Origin of the sequence: Nitrospirillum guaranorum (assembly GCF_034653275.1) — a bacterium.
GTDB lineage: Bacteria > Pseudomonadota > Alphaproteobacteria > Azospirillales > Azospirillaceae > Nitrospirillum.
Genome location: NZ_JAYEES010000001.1, coordinates 194324 through 210049 on the forward strand (window position 1 = coordinate 194324; position 15726 = coordinate 210049).

Genomic DNA, 15726 nt, shown 5'->3' on the forward strand with positions numbered 1-15726 from the left:
CATCCCCATGTCCAAGTTCTTCATCGACAGGCCCGTGTTCGCCTGGGTCATCGCCATCGTCATCATGATGGCGGGCGCGCTGGCCATCTATACCCTGCCCATCGAGCAGTTCCCCCGCATCGCCCCGCCGTCGGTGGCCATCACCACCACGTATCCGGGCGCCTCGGCCAAGACGCTGGAAGACACGGTCACCCAGGTGATCGAGCAGAAGATGAACGGCATCGATCATCTGCGCTACATGTCCTCCACCAGCGACAGCTCGGGCAACGTCACCATCACCCTGACCTTCAACCCCGAGGCCGATCCCGACATCGCCCAGGTGCAGGTGCAGAACAAGCTGCAGCTGGCGACACCGCTGCTGCCCACCGAGGTGCAGCAGCAGGGCGTGCAGGTCAGCAAGGCCACCAAGAACTTCCTGATGGTGCTGGCCTTCTATTCCCCCAGCGGCCAACTGGGCGAGACGGAAATCGGCGACTTCGTCGCGTCCAACCTGCAGGACCCCATCAGCCGCGTGGATGGTGTGGGCGACATCACCCTGTTCGGGCCGCAGCACGCCATGCGCGTCTGGTTGGATCCGAACAAGCTGGCGGCCGTGCAGATGACGGCGGCGGACGTGACCAGCGCCATCGGCGTGCAGAACAAGGCCATCTCCGCCGGCCAAGTGGGCGGCCTGCCCGCCGTGAAGGGCCAGCAGCTGAACGCCACCATCATCGCCCAGACCCGCCTGGAAACGCCGGAGGAGTTTTCCAACATCATCCTGCGCGTGAACCAGGACGGGTCGCAGGTGCGCCTGCGCGACGTGGCGCGGGTGGAGCTGGGCAGCAACAACTATGAGGTCGCGGCCCGCTTCAACGGCCACCCGGCCGCCGGCCTGGCCATCAAGCTGACCACGGGGGCCAACGCCCTGCAGGTGGAAAAGGCCATCATCGCCAAGCTGGACGAGATGAAGCCCTTCTTCCCCGAGGGCCTGGAGGTCTCCTATCCCTACGACACGACGCCCTTCGTGCGCCTGTCCATCCATGACGTGGTCGAGACGCTGGCCGAGGCCGTCGTCCTGGTCTTCATCGTCATGTTCGTCTTCCTGCAGAGCTGGCGGGCCACGCTGATCCCCACCATCGCCGTGCCGGTGGTGCTGCTGGGCACCTTCGGCGTGCTGTCGGCCTGCGGCTTCAGCATCAACACCCTGACCATGTTCGCCATGGTGCTGGCCATCGGCCTGCTGGTCGACGACGCCATCGTGGTGGTGGAGAACGTGGAGCGCGTGATGGCGGAAGAGGGGCTGTCCCCCCGCGAGGCCACGCGCAAGTCCATGGGCCAGATCACCGGGGCCCTGGTGGGCATCGCCATGGTGCTGTCGGCCGTGTTCGTGCCCATGGCCTTCTTCTCCGGTTCGACCGGCGCCATCTACCGCCAGTTCTCGCTGACCATCGTGTCGGCCATGGGCCTGTCGGTGCTGGTGGCCCTGATCCTGACCCCGGCCCTGTGCGCCACCCTGCTGAAGCCCGCCGCCCACCATGGCGGCGGCGCCGTGGAAAGCGGCCCCTTCGGCTGGTTCAACCGCGGATTCAACCGCACCAGCGACGCCTATGGCCGCGCCGTGGGCCATGTCAGCCGGCGCACGCTGCGCTATCTGCTGGTCTATGGCGTCATCGTCGTCGGCCTGGTCCTGCTGTTCGTGCGTCTGCCCACCGCCTTCCTGCCGGACGAGGACCAGGGCTTCCTGTTCGTCCAGGCCTCGGCCCCGCCCGGCGCCACCGCCGAGCGCACGCTGGCCGCCGCCAAGGCCATGGAGAAGCACTTCCTAGAAGATGAGAAGGACAACGTGAAGGGCCTGTTCACGGTGGTGGGCTTCAGCTTCGCCGGCCGCGGCCAGAACTCCGCCTTCGCCTTCGTGAACCTGCGCGACTGGTCGGAACGCTCCAAGCCGGAGCAGCGGGCCGGCGCCATCGCCCAGCGCGCCATGATGAAGCTGGCGGCCTACCGCGACGCGTCGATCTACACCCTGACGCCGCCGGCCGTCCTGGAACTGGGCAACGCCACCGGCTTCGACTTCGAACTGGTGGACCGGGCCAGCCTGGGCCATGAGAAGCTGATGGCGGCGCGCAACCAGCTGCTGGGCATGGCGGCGCAGAGCCCCATCCTGGCGCAGGTCCGTCCCAACGGGCTGGAGGACGTGCCGCAGCTGCGCGTCAAGGTCGACCAGACCAAGGCGGAGGCGCTGGGCCTGTCCATCAGCGACATCAACACCACGCTCAGCACCGCCTGGGGCTCGGCCTACGTCAACGACTTCATCGACAAGGGCCGCGTCAAGAAGGTCTACGCCCAGGCGGACGCGCCCTTCCGGATGCTGCCCGGCGACATCAGCCGCTGGTACGTGCGCGGCGCGGCCAACCAGATGGTGCCCTTCTCCAGCTTCACCAACGCCTATTGGGAATACGGCTCGCCCCAGCTGGAACGCTACAACGGCGTGTCGTCGCGCGACATCCAGGGCGTGCCCGCCCCCGGCCACACCACCGGCCAGGCCATGGCGGAGATGGAAAAGCTGGCGGCCAAGCTGCCGGCGGGATTCGGCTTCGAATGGACGGGCCTGTCGTACGAGGAGCGGCTGGCCGGCTCGCAGGCCCCCGCCCTGTACGGCATCTCCCTGGCCATCGTCTTCCTCTGCCTGGCGGCCCTGTATGAAAGCTGGTCCATCCCCTTCGCCGTCATGCTGGTGGTGCCCCTGGGCGTCATCGGCGCGGTGCTGGCGGCCACGCTGCGGGGCCTCAGCAACGACGTCTACTTCCAGGTGGGTCTGCTGACGACCATCGGGCTGGCCGCCAAGAACGCCATCCTGATCGTGGAGTTCGCCAAGGAACAGTATGAGGCCGGGCATGAGCTGATCGACGCGGTGACCATCGCCGCCAAGCAGCGCCTGCGCCCCATCCTGATGACATCCTTCGCCTTCATCCTGGGCGTGCTGCCGCTGGCCGTGGCCAACGGCGCCGGTTCGGGCGGGCAGAACGCCATCGGCGTGGGCGTGATGGGCGGCATGCTGTCCGCCACCTTCCTCGCCATCTTCTTCGTCCCCGTCTTCTTCGTCTCGGTCCTCCGGCGCTTCGGCAAGCGGCCCGCCCCCAGCACCCCCGCCTCGGGCACGCCCGCTCCCGCCACTCCGGGACACGACACCGCAGGACATCCGTGATGACCGTGTTTTCGATCCCCAAGCGCATCGCGGCCTTCACCGCCCTGCTGCTGACCACCGCCTCGCTGGCGGCCTGTTCCCTGGCACCGGACTACACCCGGCCGCAAAACCCGGTTCCCAACGCCTGGCCCACCGGGCAGGCGTATGAACCGGCGGATGCGCCCGGCAAGCCCTCGCCCCTGCAAGGTCCCGACAGCTGGAAGGCCGTGTTCCCCGGCCCCCGGCTGCAGGCCCTGATCGCCAAGGCGCTGGACAACAACCGCGACCTGCGCGTGGCCCTGCTGAACATCGAGGTGGCGCGGGCGACATACCGGGTGCAGGACGCGGCCACCCTGCCGCAGCTGAACGTGAGCGGCAGCACCACCCGCGCCCGCACGCCCGTCTCGGCCCTGGGGGCTCAAGGGGCCACGGCCGGCGCGTCCGGGTCCAGCGCCAAGGGCGTCACCTACAATTCCAGCCAGCTGCAGGTGGGTGTGACCTCGTATGAGCTGGACCTGTTCGGCCGGGTGCACAGCCTGTCGCAGCAGGCGTTGGAACAGTACCTGGCGACGGCGGAGGCCACGGCCGGCACCCGCCTTTCCCTGATCGCGGAGGTGGCCAACGCCTACCTGACGCTGGTGTCCGATCGCCAGCTGCTGACCCTGACCCAGGACACTCTGAAGGCCCAGCAGGCCACGTACGACCGCAACAAGCGCATGTTCGACCGGGGCAGCAGCTCGGCCCTGGACCTGGCGCAGTCGCAGACGGCCGTGGACACCGCCCGCGCCAATCTGGAGCAATACGCCCGCCTGGTGGCCCAGGACCGCAACGCCCTGGAACTGCTGGTGGGGGCGCCCCTGAACGAGGCTGAGATCGAGGGCGCCAGCCTGGACGACCAGGACGTGCTGGGCGACCTGCCCGCCGGCCTGCCAGCCGACCTGATGCTGCGCCGCCCGGACATCCGCCAGGCGGAGCACACGCTGAAGGCGGCCAACGCCAACATCGGCGCCGCCCGGGCCGCCTTCTTCCCCCAGATCACCCTGACCGGCAGCTACGGCACGGCCAGTGCCGGCCTGACCGACCTGTTCGCGCCGGGCAGCAGCGCTTGGAGCGTCGGCCCCAGCATCAGCCTGCCCATCTTCGACAACGGGAAGAACCAGGCCAACCTGGACATCGCCAAGGCCACCCGCGACATCGACGTGGCCAACTACGAGAAGGCGGTGCAGACCGCCTTTCGCGAGGTGTCGGACGCCCTGGCGGCGCGCGGCACCCTGGACCGCCAGCTGGCGGCCCAGACCTCGCTGGTGACTTCCAGCCAGCTGACCTACGACCTGTCGACCAAGCGGTATGACCGCGGCATCGACAGCTTCCTGACCGTGCTGGACGCGCAGCGCAGCCTGTACAACGCCCAGCAGACCCGCATCGCCGTGCAGCTGTCGCTGCTGGAAAACCGGGTCAGCCTGTTCAAGGTGCTGGGCGGATCGGAGACGGCGCCGGCTGGCCAATAATCCCATTCAGTCGCCCAGGGGCCCTGGGCGACTGAGTTTTCCTGCCCCGATGGACGGCATCGATTCCCATCCTGAGCATCAAGAACACCGCCCTCTCGATAGCGGCAAATTTTTTGTGCCACCTTCGCGAGAAGGGCGTGACCGCACCTTCCGCAACAAGAATCAATATGTTATTTCGTTGGTTCGATGCTTTAATTTGACGGGCATATCGTGAGGTATTGATTCTGACAGACGCCCTTGATACGACAGAATCTGAATAATCCACCGCCGCCTCGAACCCATGCTTGACATTGGCGGGCATCCAATTTCTGAGCCATCATGGATTATGATTTTCTAGTTGCCGTTATTTATCTAGAGTTAATTGCCGATAAAAATGGGATATACTAGAAATATTTATAATATATTTCCTTGGCATGATTGACATTATCTCAATGTAGATAAAGCCGGATGGAAGCACATCGGTAACCTGCCGAACGTTGGCGTGTATCGTGGACTTAAACGAGCGATACGCTACCATCATTGGCCCGACTGTTGCCCACAGCCCTGATTCTGGCACCTACAGTTCCTGAGTTCGCGTTATTTGACTGCGCTGGCGGGCGGTGCGCGCTATATCTTCCCTCAACGTCGTTTCCAGCTTGGCGCTTATATTGTCATCGCAGGTACTACGCAAATCGCGGGCGTCCAGTGTGGCGAGGCGCGGGCTTCCCGACTGGGAGGGCCCCATCCAGCGGGATGGAAAAGCGCTGAACGAAGACCGCGCTTTGCGAACGATCAGGTCGTAGTGGGGCCAAAGCTGCAGGCCGGGCTGAAGCCAACGACAATGAGGGGTAGACAGCTATCGTGTCTTCGTTGCATGGGATACCCCAGGGCCTGTTGAAAGCGTTTCGCCAACTGATTTATCTAAAATTATAATTATCTTGGTGGAGAATTAATTGGATAGCATCGCGCCAAGCGGAGATCGGCATATAGTTCCTCCCCCGACATTGGAGGGCTGGGCTTATCGCCAGCGCCGCGATCCGGTACGTGAAACGATCAACCATGCCATTTCGCCCCGTGCGCGCGCGGTTCACTGGCAACCCGTCACCCGCGAAGAACCGCTGCCCCAGGGTGAACTGCTCAGTGCGCTGGAAAGCGCTGGGGTCGCCCAGGCCGCCGGATGGGCCATTGTTTTCAGCCACGATCACTACCTGACGGTCTTCGGTGGCACGCAAAATTGCATGAATGACGAGGAAGCGGCCCTGCGTGGCGCCGGCTGGGTCTACCTGCACTTTTGCCCGGTTCAGCCGCTGCCCATGCTTTCGGATCCTGTGCCGGCGGACGCGATGCGCTTGGTCGCGTCGCTGAACGGTGTACGGCTGGGCGTCGTCACCATGGCCGACGTCGCAACGTCCGTCGCGCTTCTGGGCCGGTCCCATCGCAACCTGAAGTTCATCGTTCATCAGTTGCTGGGCCACTCGCCTGAATTGGTCGCCGCCCTGATCATGGCCTGTCCCAACGCGCAGACCGTGTTCTGGGCGCACGATCTCTTCGCCCTCTGCCCCAGTGTCCATCTACTGCGCAACGACGTCTCGTTCTGCGGCAGCCCCCCCATCGGTTCACCTGCCTGCGGGGTCTGCCCATCGGGGAGCGAGCGGCCCAACCATGTCACCCGCATGGGCGCATTCCTGGCCAACACGCGCCCCACGGTGCTGGCCCCCTCAGCTACCATCCTGAAAATGTGGCAGCGGCACACGGGCTTCATGGGTCCGACACGGGTCGTTCCGCCGTGCCGGGTGGAGTTCCAGTCGGAGGCTGCGCCCTTCCACCGCGACCGCCCCTTGCGCGTGGGTCACCTGGGGGCCCCCCTGTTCGCCAAGGGTTGGCATGCGTTCGAGTCTCTCGCCCGCTGGCACCAAGGCGACCCGCGCTATGAATTCATTCAACTCGGGACCCTAACCCTGGACGTACCCAACATCCGTCACATCTACACCCAAGTCAGCCGGGATGATCGTCACGCGATGGTGAAGGCCGTGATGGAGGCCGGTGTGGACGTGGCGATAAATTGGTCTCTTTGTTACGAAAGCTTCAGCTTCACCGCCATGGAAGCGGTGGCTGCGGGCGCCTTCGTCATCGCGCGCAAGGGGGCGGGCAACGTGGGGGCCCTTGTGACCGCCGTGGCGCCCAACCGGGGGTGCGTGATCGAAACAGAGGTCGAGTTACAGGCTTTGTTCGCCAATGGCGAAATTCTGGAATTGGCGGCTGGGGCGGATCGCCGCACCGGCCACCTCATCCCCAGCCAGGGAACAGGTGCCATTCTGCTTCAAGAGAGCGGCGATGCCTAAAATCCACTGTTATACGAGTATTTCTTTTAGCTACCTGGATCGGGCGCGTATTCTGGCGGAGACCGTCAGGCGACATCATCCCGACTGGACGATGTGGCTGCTGTTATCGGATGACGCACCGCCGGGATTCCATTTCGACTTGGCGGAAGAGGATTTCGACCACGTCGTCAACATCCGCGACCTGGGCATAGAGGCCTATCGCAGTTGGGCTTTCGGCCATGATGTGGTGGAGTTGTGCACGGCGGTCAAAGGGCCGATGATGCACAAGCTGATCAGCGAAGGCGCTGAGTTTGTCGTTTACCTGGATCCGGACATCGCCGTGTTTTCCCCGCTCGATCATGTCGTGGACATGTTGAGTCGGCATTCCGTGATTCTGACACCCCACATCGCGACGCCGGAATCGTCCTTGGCCGGCATCCTGGACAATGAAATCGGTTCGCTGAAGCACGGCGTCTATAACTTGGGCTTCGTGGCTGTCCGCGCCTGCGCTGAAGGCAAGCGCTTCGCCAGCTGGTGGCGGGATCGGCTGCTGCAGTTCTGTCACGACGACGTCCCCAACGGCCTGTTCACGGATCAACGGTGGTGCGATCTAGTGCCGGCCCTGTTCCGTGATGTGGGGATACTCCACAATCCAGCCTACAACGTGGCGTCGTGGAACCTGGGGAATCGGCCGATCACCATCGGGGACGACGGCCTGATCCGCGCCGGCGGCGAAGTGTTGCGCTTCTTCCACTTCACCAAGGTCAATACCGCCGGGGAAGGCATGCTGGCCCGCTATTCCTACGGCGACACCGAGGTTTTCGAGTTGTTGCGCTGGTACCGTGAACGGTTGTCGGCCCATAAGGCAAATGGACTGCCTGACCGTTGGTGGATATATGGCACCTATGCCGATGGCACGCCCATTCCCCGTTCCCATCGGCTGACTTGGCGAACGCGCCTGGATGTGCGTAATCACTTCAAGGATCCCTTCCTGCCCGGCCCCAGCGGCTATCAGGCTTGGTGCGCGGCCGAAGGATTGCGCTGACGTCTCACGACATGGGTCACCATTCGGCCGACATTGATGCCGCAGGCGATACCGTCGGCCAACAACGGTTCTGGTTACGGGAGTAAGAAGCAAGTGCAGGAAGTCGAAACGCGCTATGGCCGGCTGCAGGTTGTGGATCCTGAGAACGATCTGATCAGCCGCTTCCTAGCAACGTATGGCGAATGGGGTTCCTGCGAGACGCGGTTCGTCGCGGCAAATCTGGCTGATGGCGCCGCGGTCGCCGACATCGGCGCCTTCTTGGGTACGTTCGGCCTCGGTGTCGCGGGGTTGCGGCCGCTTCGTGCCCTGTGTTGCGTGGAAGCCAATTCATCCACCTTCCCGCTTCTGCATCACAACATCGCCGCCAACAAGCCCGCCTCCCTTGAGGCGGCCGTCGCCCTGGGGGCGATCGTGGGGCCGGCTGGCGACTTGCCGGGCGAGGCGTCCATGATTCCCGGCAATGCCGGTAGCTTTTCACTGGCGACGGCAGCGGACGACAACCGGGTCGCCATACCCGTAGCCGCTCACCACATGACTTTGGCCGCGCTGCGGCAGGAGCACGGCCCCTTTGACTTGATCAAGATCGACGTCGAGGGACTGGAGCTCGCCATCCTGCGGGACGACCAAGAGTTCCTGGAAACTTGCGACACGACCTTTTGGCTGGAATGCAATGAGGTGCCGGGTTCCTTGGATTTAGCCGAGTTTCTGCTGGATCGAGGGTTCTCCCTCTTTTATTTCGCCTTCCCGGCAACAACGGCCGACAACTTCAAAAAGGCGGAGCCGGTCGACTTCCCCTATGGCTACGAAGCCGGACTTTGGGCTACGCGTGGCACGGCGCCGGTCATGAGTGACAATCTGCGCGTCGCCGGTTGCATCCTGAAGCCGGTGAAAAGCCGTGAGGATCTGCGGTTGGCGCTGTGGATGACACCACACTGGGCACCGGCCACCTGGGTCGGCCGGTCACATCAGGAAACGGTGGCTTTGGCGGCCCACAGCCTCCTGGGGGAGAGACTGGAGGACTATTTGGTGGCCTTTGTCCCGGATGGAAGTTCCCGCCCCTGGAGCCCTCCGTTGCCCATCACCCTGCAGCAGCAGATTGACGATCAAAAGATTCAAATCCAGGCTTTGGATACCGACCTTATCCTGGAGCGGGAAAAAACGTCGGCGCTGGCAGAGCAGTGCGCCACGGTGAAAGCTCATCTGGAGAACACCCTCAAAGAGGCGCGAGCCCAAAAAATCCTGCTGGTCCAGGAAAGGGAGCAAGCGGCCACCTACGCCACCACCGTGACCAAGCAGTTGGACGACCTGGCGAAAGAGGCGCGCGCCAGCAAGGTCATGCTGGCGCAGGAGAGGGACCGCGCCACCCACGTCATCCAGTCTCAGGCATCTCAGTTGGAGCATTTGCACGCCCAACTCAATGATACGCTGAGCGAAAGAGAGCGCATAGTAACACACGCTAATAATCTCACCGCGATCAATGAAGGCCTGACGCTGGAAAAGGACGCTCTGCTCCAGGAACGGGAACGCATCGTCACGCATGCCAATAACCTCACCGCGATCAATGAAGGCCTCGCGCTGGAAAAGGACGCTCTGCTCCAGGAACGGGAACGCATCGCCACGCATGCCAATAACCTCACCGCGATCCATGAAGGCCTCGCGCTGGAAAAGGACGCTCTGCTCCAGGAAAGGGAACGCATCGCCACGCATGCCCGTAACCTCACCGCTATCAATGAAGGCCTCGCGCTGGAAAAGGACGCTCTGCTCCAGGAAAGGGAACGCATCATCACGCATGCCGATAACCTCGCCGCGACCCTGGATGAGTTGACGCGCGAAGGGCAGGCATTGCGCCGGGAGAAGGAGCAACTGCGCCTAGAAGCTGCGGCGTTGCAGCAGCGGGAAGCCAACCTGACTCATCAAGTCCAGACCCTGAGCGGCCAAGTCGCCGGAATGTATCATTCGACTTCCTGGAGGGTCACCTTGCCAATCCGACTGCTCAGCCGGCTGCTGCGGGGAGATTTCAAGGAACTGAAACGGCTTTATGCTCGCAAGCGGGGGATGTCATCCCGCCCCATTCTTTAACAGGGCATGGGAAAGCCCTAACCTCCGAGATACCGCGTTGCGTATCAACTGGATTTGCTTCCGGGGGTTCGAGGACGCCATGAACGATGACGGCGAACTTCCTGGCGATGGCGGCCAGGAAACCCTTGGCCGCCGCCAGCCTCCTTGAGCCTGTCGGTGAAAGCCCTCGGGACAGGATTGTGGCGTTTGGCGCGGAGGGCGCCACATGTGGAAGACGGCGCGGCCCTCAACGGGCCGATCTTGCCGACATAGGCCGGGCACAGGCCGATTCGTCGACACGATCAATGTGGTCGCCCGTGAAGAATGGCCCTGACCGGTTCAATTTGAGCTGATCAGGGTCATTTCGTTTTGGATTTGGAGAGCGCAGAGCAGGGCACGCCAAAGGTCCTGGAACCACCTGACGAGGAGGTGGAAGTTGAAGCCAGCGGCTGCGAGGACGGCATTGATACGGTCGCCGTGGCGTCCCTTGAGGTAGTTCCGTCCCATGCGGTGCTCGGCCTTGAGGTGGCCGATGATGGGCTCGATGGCGGCGCGGCGCTTCATCTCCCGTTTGATGGCGGTGGTAGTCCTGCGGACCTGGCCTGTGATCCAGACCTTGAACTTGTTGGGATGGTCATGGCCGCGATAGCCCCTGTCGACGTGGACGCGGTCCGGCTCGCGTCCAGTGTTGGCTTTGATGTCGGCGACGGCCTTGGCCAGGGTGTGGCCGTCGAAGGGGTTGGTGTGCAGGGCCTGGGCGTGGAGGACGAAGAGGCCGCCCTTGGGCTTGGTGATGGGGACGGCGACGCTGACCTTGCAGCCGAACTCGTAGGGGGCGCGGGCCTTGCCCTTGCCGATGCATTCGACCTCGGGGGCGTGGAGGGAGTAGACTTTCTGCCCGCGCTGGCGCTGGGTCTGCATGCTGACCTTGATGGCCAGGTCACGTAAGGGGCCGTAGCGGGCCAGGAGGTCTGGGGCCTCGGCGCCTCCCTTGGCGGCGACCTTGCGGTTGATGTCACGGATGAGGCGGCCCAGACGGGTGCGCAGGAACTTCAGTTCCCGGTTGGCGCGCTTGTGTTGGTGGGCGTGGGTGTAGCGGCCGACCATGATGGCGGCCTTCTTGGCCACGCGCAGATAGCTCTGGCGCAGCGTGAGGCCGTTGTCCTTGGCGAAGCCGACCAGCTTCTCGATGGCCTTGTGGGTCAGGCGGGCGTCGGTGGGGTGGGCGACGGCCTTGGGCTGGACGGTGGTGTCCACCGCCACGCGCGCCAAGTCGCGGGTGCTGAGCGCGCCGGTGGCCTGGGCCACCCGCAGGCTCTCCTGGATCAGCGCGGCCAGCCGCTCCTCGCCCAGGCGCTGGCGCCAACGGGACAGCGACGACCGGTCGAAGGGCAGGTCGTGGCGGAAGACCTCCTCGCCGCAGAAGAACTGGAAATAGGGGTTCTCCGCCCAGCGGGCGGTCAGCACCTCATCCGACAGGTTGTGCATGTGCTTCAGGATCAGCAGGCCCGCCATCAGCCGGACCGGCAACGGCGGCTGGCCTGGTCCGCCGCCATAGACCCCACCCAAGCGCTGTTCCAGAAAGCCCCAGTCGATCTTGCCCGACAGCACCACCAGTGGGTGCTTCAGGTCGATGATCTGGTCCAGGGCTGGACGCAGAAGGTCTTTCTGTCGGGTGTCCCGGGGTCGTGACATGGCCTGTTCCCACCGCTGTTCACAGGGGGAATCGAATCACGAAATGGCCCAAAAGGGGATCCCCAAATTGCAAGAAAGCGGAGGCCAAGCCCCCTCTTTCCTGCAAATTCGATTACAGCACTACCAGCCAAACACCATGGTCGGCCAACGGCTTAGAAATCATTCACGGGCGACAATGTGGTGGGTTGCCGCCTTTCGCCGAAAGGTCCGAGCGTAATTCCGCTATTTCGATCACGCTTCCTCCGGACGCTCTGTCGCTTCACGCAGTTGCGCTTCTCTTCGTTTACTGTGACCTGCTTATGGAAGGCCCCTCACCCCCGAGCACATCCTCATGCTGGGCGTGCAAACGGAACGCGATCAGGTGAAGTCTCTCGATCACGTTCCCCCGTATTATGGACAGGTTAGAGCGCGGCTAATGGCAATTCTTATCCCGCTTGTCGCGCGGCACTGAGAACCATGTCAGTGCTCTCGAGCGACACCCGCCGCGCATCCACCTCCTGGCAAAAGTCGGGGAACTCCATCCGGAAACGCTGTTCCCACGCCAGGCTTCCGGCACCGGAGAGGCGGCGGACCGTGGTGGCCGGCAACGTCCCTATCCGGGGGCTGGGCTGCCCCGTGATCGTCCGGTCCATCCAGTTCAACACAGTTAGGGGGTCCGCCGTCAGGTCCTCATAAAAGAAGCGCTTGGGCGCGACGTTATGATCAGTAAAATGCTTTTCGAACCCGTCTTCGCAGGTTAGCAGTCCCAGGATCGTTTCCTTGATCTTGTCGGCGTCATAAGCAACCTTGGACAAGTATACGTCGCTGAGATCGTTACGTTGGAAACTGTGGAAAATCCCACTGGACGCACTTTTGTAAAGCGATATTCCTTGCGCAATGATATTTTTGCGGCGCAGGTAGAAGACCTTTATGTCTCGGAACGCACCCGAAGGGGCACTCATCAGCTGCTGCATCGCCAGCATCTGATAGTAGCTTAGCTGCAAACCCGCAATCCGGCATGAAGAGGCGGAGTTCCGAGCCGACCACCGCGCATAAGCATTGATGTCGCGGGTGCCAATTATTTTAGGCGGCGAGCATCCCAACGCATGCTCCTCGGTTTGGATCCAGCCTTCATTGAACCATTCCTGTGGAACACCCAATACATCTGAGTTTTTCGCGAGTTCCGTTAGCCATGTGCTGCCGGAACGGGCAATAATAAAAATTATATACAGTTTATATTTATTATTGAGCGCTTTTATGGTTTCAACGTCAACAATGCAATTGTCAGAAAAGACCGCCTTGTACGGCTTGCATAGTTCCAAGTAATCTACCACGACAACCCCTTGGAGCAAAAATTCTTTATGTCATTTCCATTAAAATCCAGCAAGTGGAAAAATACCTTTAAATAGAACCGTATCTCAGATTGATGTTTATTTGCTGACTTGTCTAAATCTTATGGGTATAATATCGTCCGTTAAGTATATATCTATTGGCCTATATCCGACAGCCGGCTGTCTTTAATTCTGCAATCCTAGGTGAAGAGCGCCGGGCGGGCACTACCGCTAAAGATTGCGACACCCTAACGCCATCGCTTGGTTGGCACGCGTCTTCAGCTTCACTGAACGCCTGCCAGAGCATCCACCTGTGATATCCGATGCCGATATCGGGTTCGATCGCGTGAAGGCCGCTGCCGCCAGGGGGAGCACCTTTGACCTGGGGCAACCAAGCCCCACAAACGCGGAAGGGAGCATTCACGGAATAGGCGATATGGGCATGCTGCGCGGCGACCGCGCCTGGTTCTGACAAGAGGGGGCGCCCAGCCCGACCCGCCCCCCCTTTCCGGACTTAAGCCGCCTGGCGCGCCTTGACATAGTCCTGGATGACCAGGGACAGCACGTCCAGCGGCATGCTGCCGGACGACAGGCCGGCGTGGTGGAACTCGCGGATGTCGAACTTCGGCCCCAGTTCCTTTTTCGCCTGGTCGCGCAGGCGCACCCACATGGTATGGCCGATCTTGTAGCTGCAGGCCTGGCCCGGCCAGGCGCAGTAGCGGTCGGTCTCGCGCGTCATGGCGCTTTCGGTATCGCCCGTCAGGTCCACCATGTATTTGACCGCCTGTTCCCGCGTCCACCGCTTGTGGTGCATGCCGGTGTCGATGACGCAACGGCCGGCGCGGAACAGCAGGAACTTCAGATAGCCGATACGGCCCATCGGTTCCTTCTCGTACATACCCATCTCATCGGCCAGTTGCTCGGCGTACAGGGCCCAGCCCTCGCCATAGCCGGAGAAGAACATGTTGGAGCGGTAGCGGGGAATGCCCGCCGTCTCCTGCGCCAGGGCCACCTGCAGGTGATGGCCGGGGATGCCCTCGTGGTAGAGGGTGGAGGGCAGCGCCCACTTGGGCCATTCTCCAGTGTCGTGCAGGTTGAAGTAGATGGTGGCCGGCCGCTTGCCGTCCAGCGAGGGCGACTGGTAGTAGGCCAGCGGCGCGCCGGCGTCGATCTGCGCCGGCACCGGCTTCACCTCCGCCTTGGCCTTGGGCAGGGTGGAGAAATATTTGGGCAGGTGGCCCACCACGTCCGCCAAGCGCACGCCCAGGTCGGTGATCAGCTGGGCCTTGCCCTCCTCGGTCTTCGGATAGAAGGAGGCGGGGTCCTGGTACAAGGCCTTGATGCGCTGGCCCACCGTGCCCTGGGTCAGGCCTTGCGCCTTCAGCACGGCATCCAGGCGGGCGGTGATCTCCCGGCCCTGGTCCAGGCCAATCTTGTGCACCTCTTCCGGGGACAGGGTGGTGGTGGTATTGGCGCGCAGGCCATCGACATACCAGGCGTCGCCGTCCTTCACATGCCAGACGCCGGCGTCGTGCGTCGCCTGCCAGCGTGCGGCCTCCACCGCCGCGATCTGGCGGTCCAGGGCCGGCAGCACCTTGGATGTATAGATGCCGGCGGCACGGGCGGCCCAGTCGCCTTCGATGCCCTTGGCCTTGGTTCGCCGGGTGACGGAGGACACCAGGTCCGATTTGTCGGCGTCGACGCGCAGGGCGCGCATCTGGGTCAGGGTCGTGTCCAGCAGGAAGTCCGGCGCCACCACGCCGACGCCCCGGTCATGGTCCAGGCGCTCCGTATCCTGGTCCAGCGCGGTGGCGAAGGCCTCCAGCCGCGAGAGATAGGCCTCGGCATCGTCCTGGGTGGCGATGGGGTGCTTGGTGTCCAGAAAGGTGGGGGTGGACTGGTAGCAGCCGGTCAGCTGGCTGATGGCATAGGGGGAGCGCTCGCCCGGCCGGCCGAAATCGAAGCGCTTGTAGGTTTCCAGCCGGTTGGACAGGACGTAGGCGACGCAGTCGTAATTCACGGCGTCGATGCCGGCCAGGCTGCGGCGGTCGATGCCCGCCAGGCGGCGCATCTGGCTGGCAGCGGCCTCACGCTCCGCCGCTTGGCCGGCGGCCGAGCGGTCACCCAGCCGGCTGCGCAACCCCGCCAGCTCTCCGGTGTCCAGGCCCAGGTTGGTCGCGGCCTCGGGGCGCCGCCGCAAATCCTCTTGGAAGAAGGTTTCCAGCAAGGCTGTCAACGAGGCGCCGGCACCGGTGGAGTTGCCCGGCGGGGCGTTTGACGGTGTGGAGGTTTGCGCCCACGCGGGCAGCGCGGCGGACAAGGCGACGGCAGCGGAACTGCCGGCCAGGAACTGGCGGCGATCGACCATGGAACTCTCCCAACTCGTATGTCCCTGTTTTGGGGGAGAGTATGCGCAAATTTTTGATGGATGAAAGCCGGGGCCCGCCATCAAGCAGGCCGCACTCCTGTTCCGGGGCCGGGCGACGGGGTTGCATCTATTGTAAATTGTCGGGTCGCCGACCCACTGCCACCGCAGGCCTCGGCACACCGCGCCGCAAGGTGTCGAATCGGGCGGGCGCCAGCGATCTCGCAGGCCAGCGTTCCACATCAGCCGTCATAGCCTTGAAACCATTCGCGGTTAAGCCTG

8 protein-coding genes are annotated in these 15726 nt (G+C 63.2%); 5 read left to right on the forward strand and 3 right to left on the reverse strand.

Translation table 11 applies throughout. From position 1 onward, the window contains the following. Positions 1-7: 7 nt before the first annotated feature. The 5 genes from UAJ10_RS00670 (at position 8) to UAJ10_RS00690 (ending at position 10095) form a co-directional block, all read left to right on the forward strand. Positions 8-3184 (forward strand): efflux RND transporter permease subunit, encoded by a 3177-nt coding sequence (locus UAJ10_RS00670; RefSeq protein WP_322913275.1) that lies wholly within the window; start codon positions 8-10, stop codon positions 3182-3184. Beyond that, positions 3184-4671 (forward strand): efflux transporter outer membrane subunit, encoded by a 1488-nt coding sequence (locus UAJ10_RS00675; RefSeq protein WP_322913277.1) that lies wholly within the window; start codon positions 3184-3186, stop codon positions 4669-4671. The genes UAJ10_RS00670 and UAJ10_RS00675 overlap by 1 nt, the downstream gene beginning before the upstream one ends. A 932-nt stretch (positions 4672-5603) precedes the next feature. Beyond that, positions 5604-6992 carry a glycosyltransferase family protein gene (locus UAJ10_RS00680; RefSeq protein WP_322913278.1) on the forward strand — a complete coding sequence of 463 codons (1389 nt, stop codon included), beginning with the start codon at positions 5604-5606 and terminating at the stop codon, positions 6990-6992. Next, a complete protein-coding gene (locus tag UAJ10_RS00685) occupies positions 6985-8016 on the forward strand; it encodes a hypothetical protein (RefSeq protein ID WP_322913279.1) in 1032 nt (343 codons plus the stop codon). The genes UAJ10_RS00680 and UAJ10_RS00685 overlap by 8 nt, the downstream gene beginning before the upstream one ends. 36 nt (positions 8017-8052) lie before the next feature. After that, on the forward strand, positions 8053-10095 hold the full coding sequence (locus tag UAJ10_RS00690; RefSeq protein WP_322913281.1) for an FkbM family methyltransferase: 2043 nt from the start codon (positions 8053-8055) through the stop codon (positions 10093-10095). A gap of 318 nt (positions 10096-10413) precedes the next feature. Here the strand turns inward: UAJ10_RS00690 and UAJ10_RS00695 are convergent, their stop codons facing one another. From UAJ10_RS00695 to UAJ10_RS00705, 3 genes are all read right to left on the reverse strand, one after another. Further along, the gene (locus UAJ10_RS00695) at positions 10414-11769 is read right to left on the reverse strand and encodes an IS5 family transposase (RefSeq protein WP_322913283.1); all 1356 of its coding nucleotides are present in this window, start codon (positions 11767-11769) and stop codon (positions 10414-10416) included. Between the two features lie 425 nt (positions 11770-12194). Further along, positions 12195-13082, reverse strand: a complete 888-nt coding sequence (locus UAJ10_RS00700; RefSeq protein WP_322913285.1) for a Stf0 family sulfotransferase — start codon at positions 13080-13082, stop codon at positions 12195-12197. A 511-nt stretch (positions 13083-13593) separates the two neighbouring features. Next, positions 13594-15447 carry a DUF885 domain-containing protein gene (locus tag UAJ10_RS00705; protein WP_322913287.1) on the reverse strand — a complete coding sequence of 618 codons (1854 nt, stop codon included), beginning with the start codon at positions 15445-15447 and terminating at the stop codon, positions 13594-13596. Between the last annotated feature and the right edge of the window lie 279 nt (positions 15448-15726).

Excerpts from the sequence above, each read along its gene's own strand:
- UAJ10_RS00670 (WP_322913275.1), top strand. The coding sequence starts at position 8 with ATGTCCAAGTTCTTCATCGACAGGCCCGTGTTCGCCTGGGTCATCGCC.
- UAJ10_RS00675 (WP_322913277.1), top strand. The coding sequence starts at position 3,184 with ATGACCGTGTTTTCGATCCCCAAGCGCATCGCGGCCTTCACCGCCCTG.
- UAJ10_RS00685 (WP_322913279.1), top strand. The coding sequence starts at position 6,985 with ATGCCTAAAATCCACTGTTATACGAGTATTTCTTTTAGCTACCTGGAT.
- UAJ10_RS00690 (WP_322913281.1), top strand. The coding sequence starts at position 8,053 with ATGCCGCAGGCGATACCGTCGGCCAACAACGGTTCTGGTTACGGGAGT.
- UAJ10_RS00695 (WP_322913283.1), bottom strand. The coding sequence starts at position 11,769 with ATGTCACGACCCCGGGACACCCGACAGAAAGACCTTCTGCGTCCAGCC.
- UAJ10_RS00705 (WP_322913287.1), bottom strand. The coding sequence starts at position 15,447 with ATGGTCGATCGCCGCCAGTTCCTGGCCGGCAGTTCCGCTGCCGTCGCC.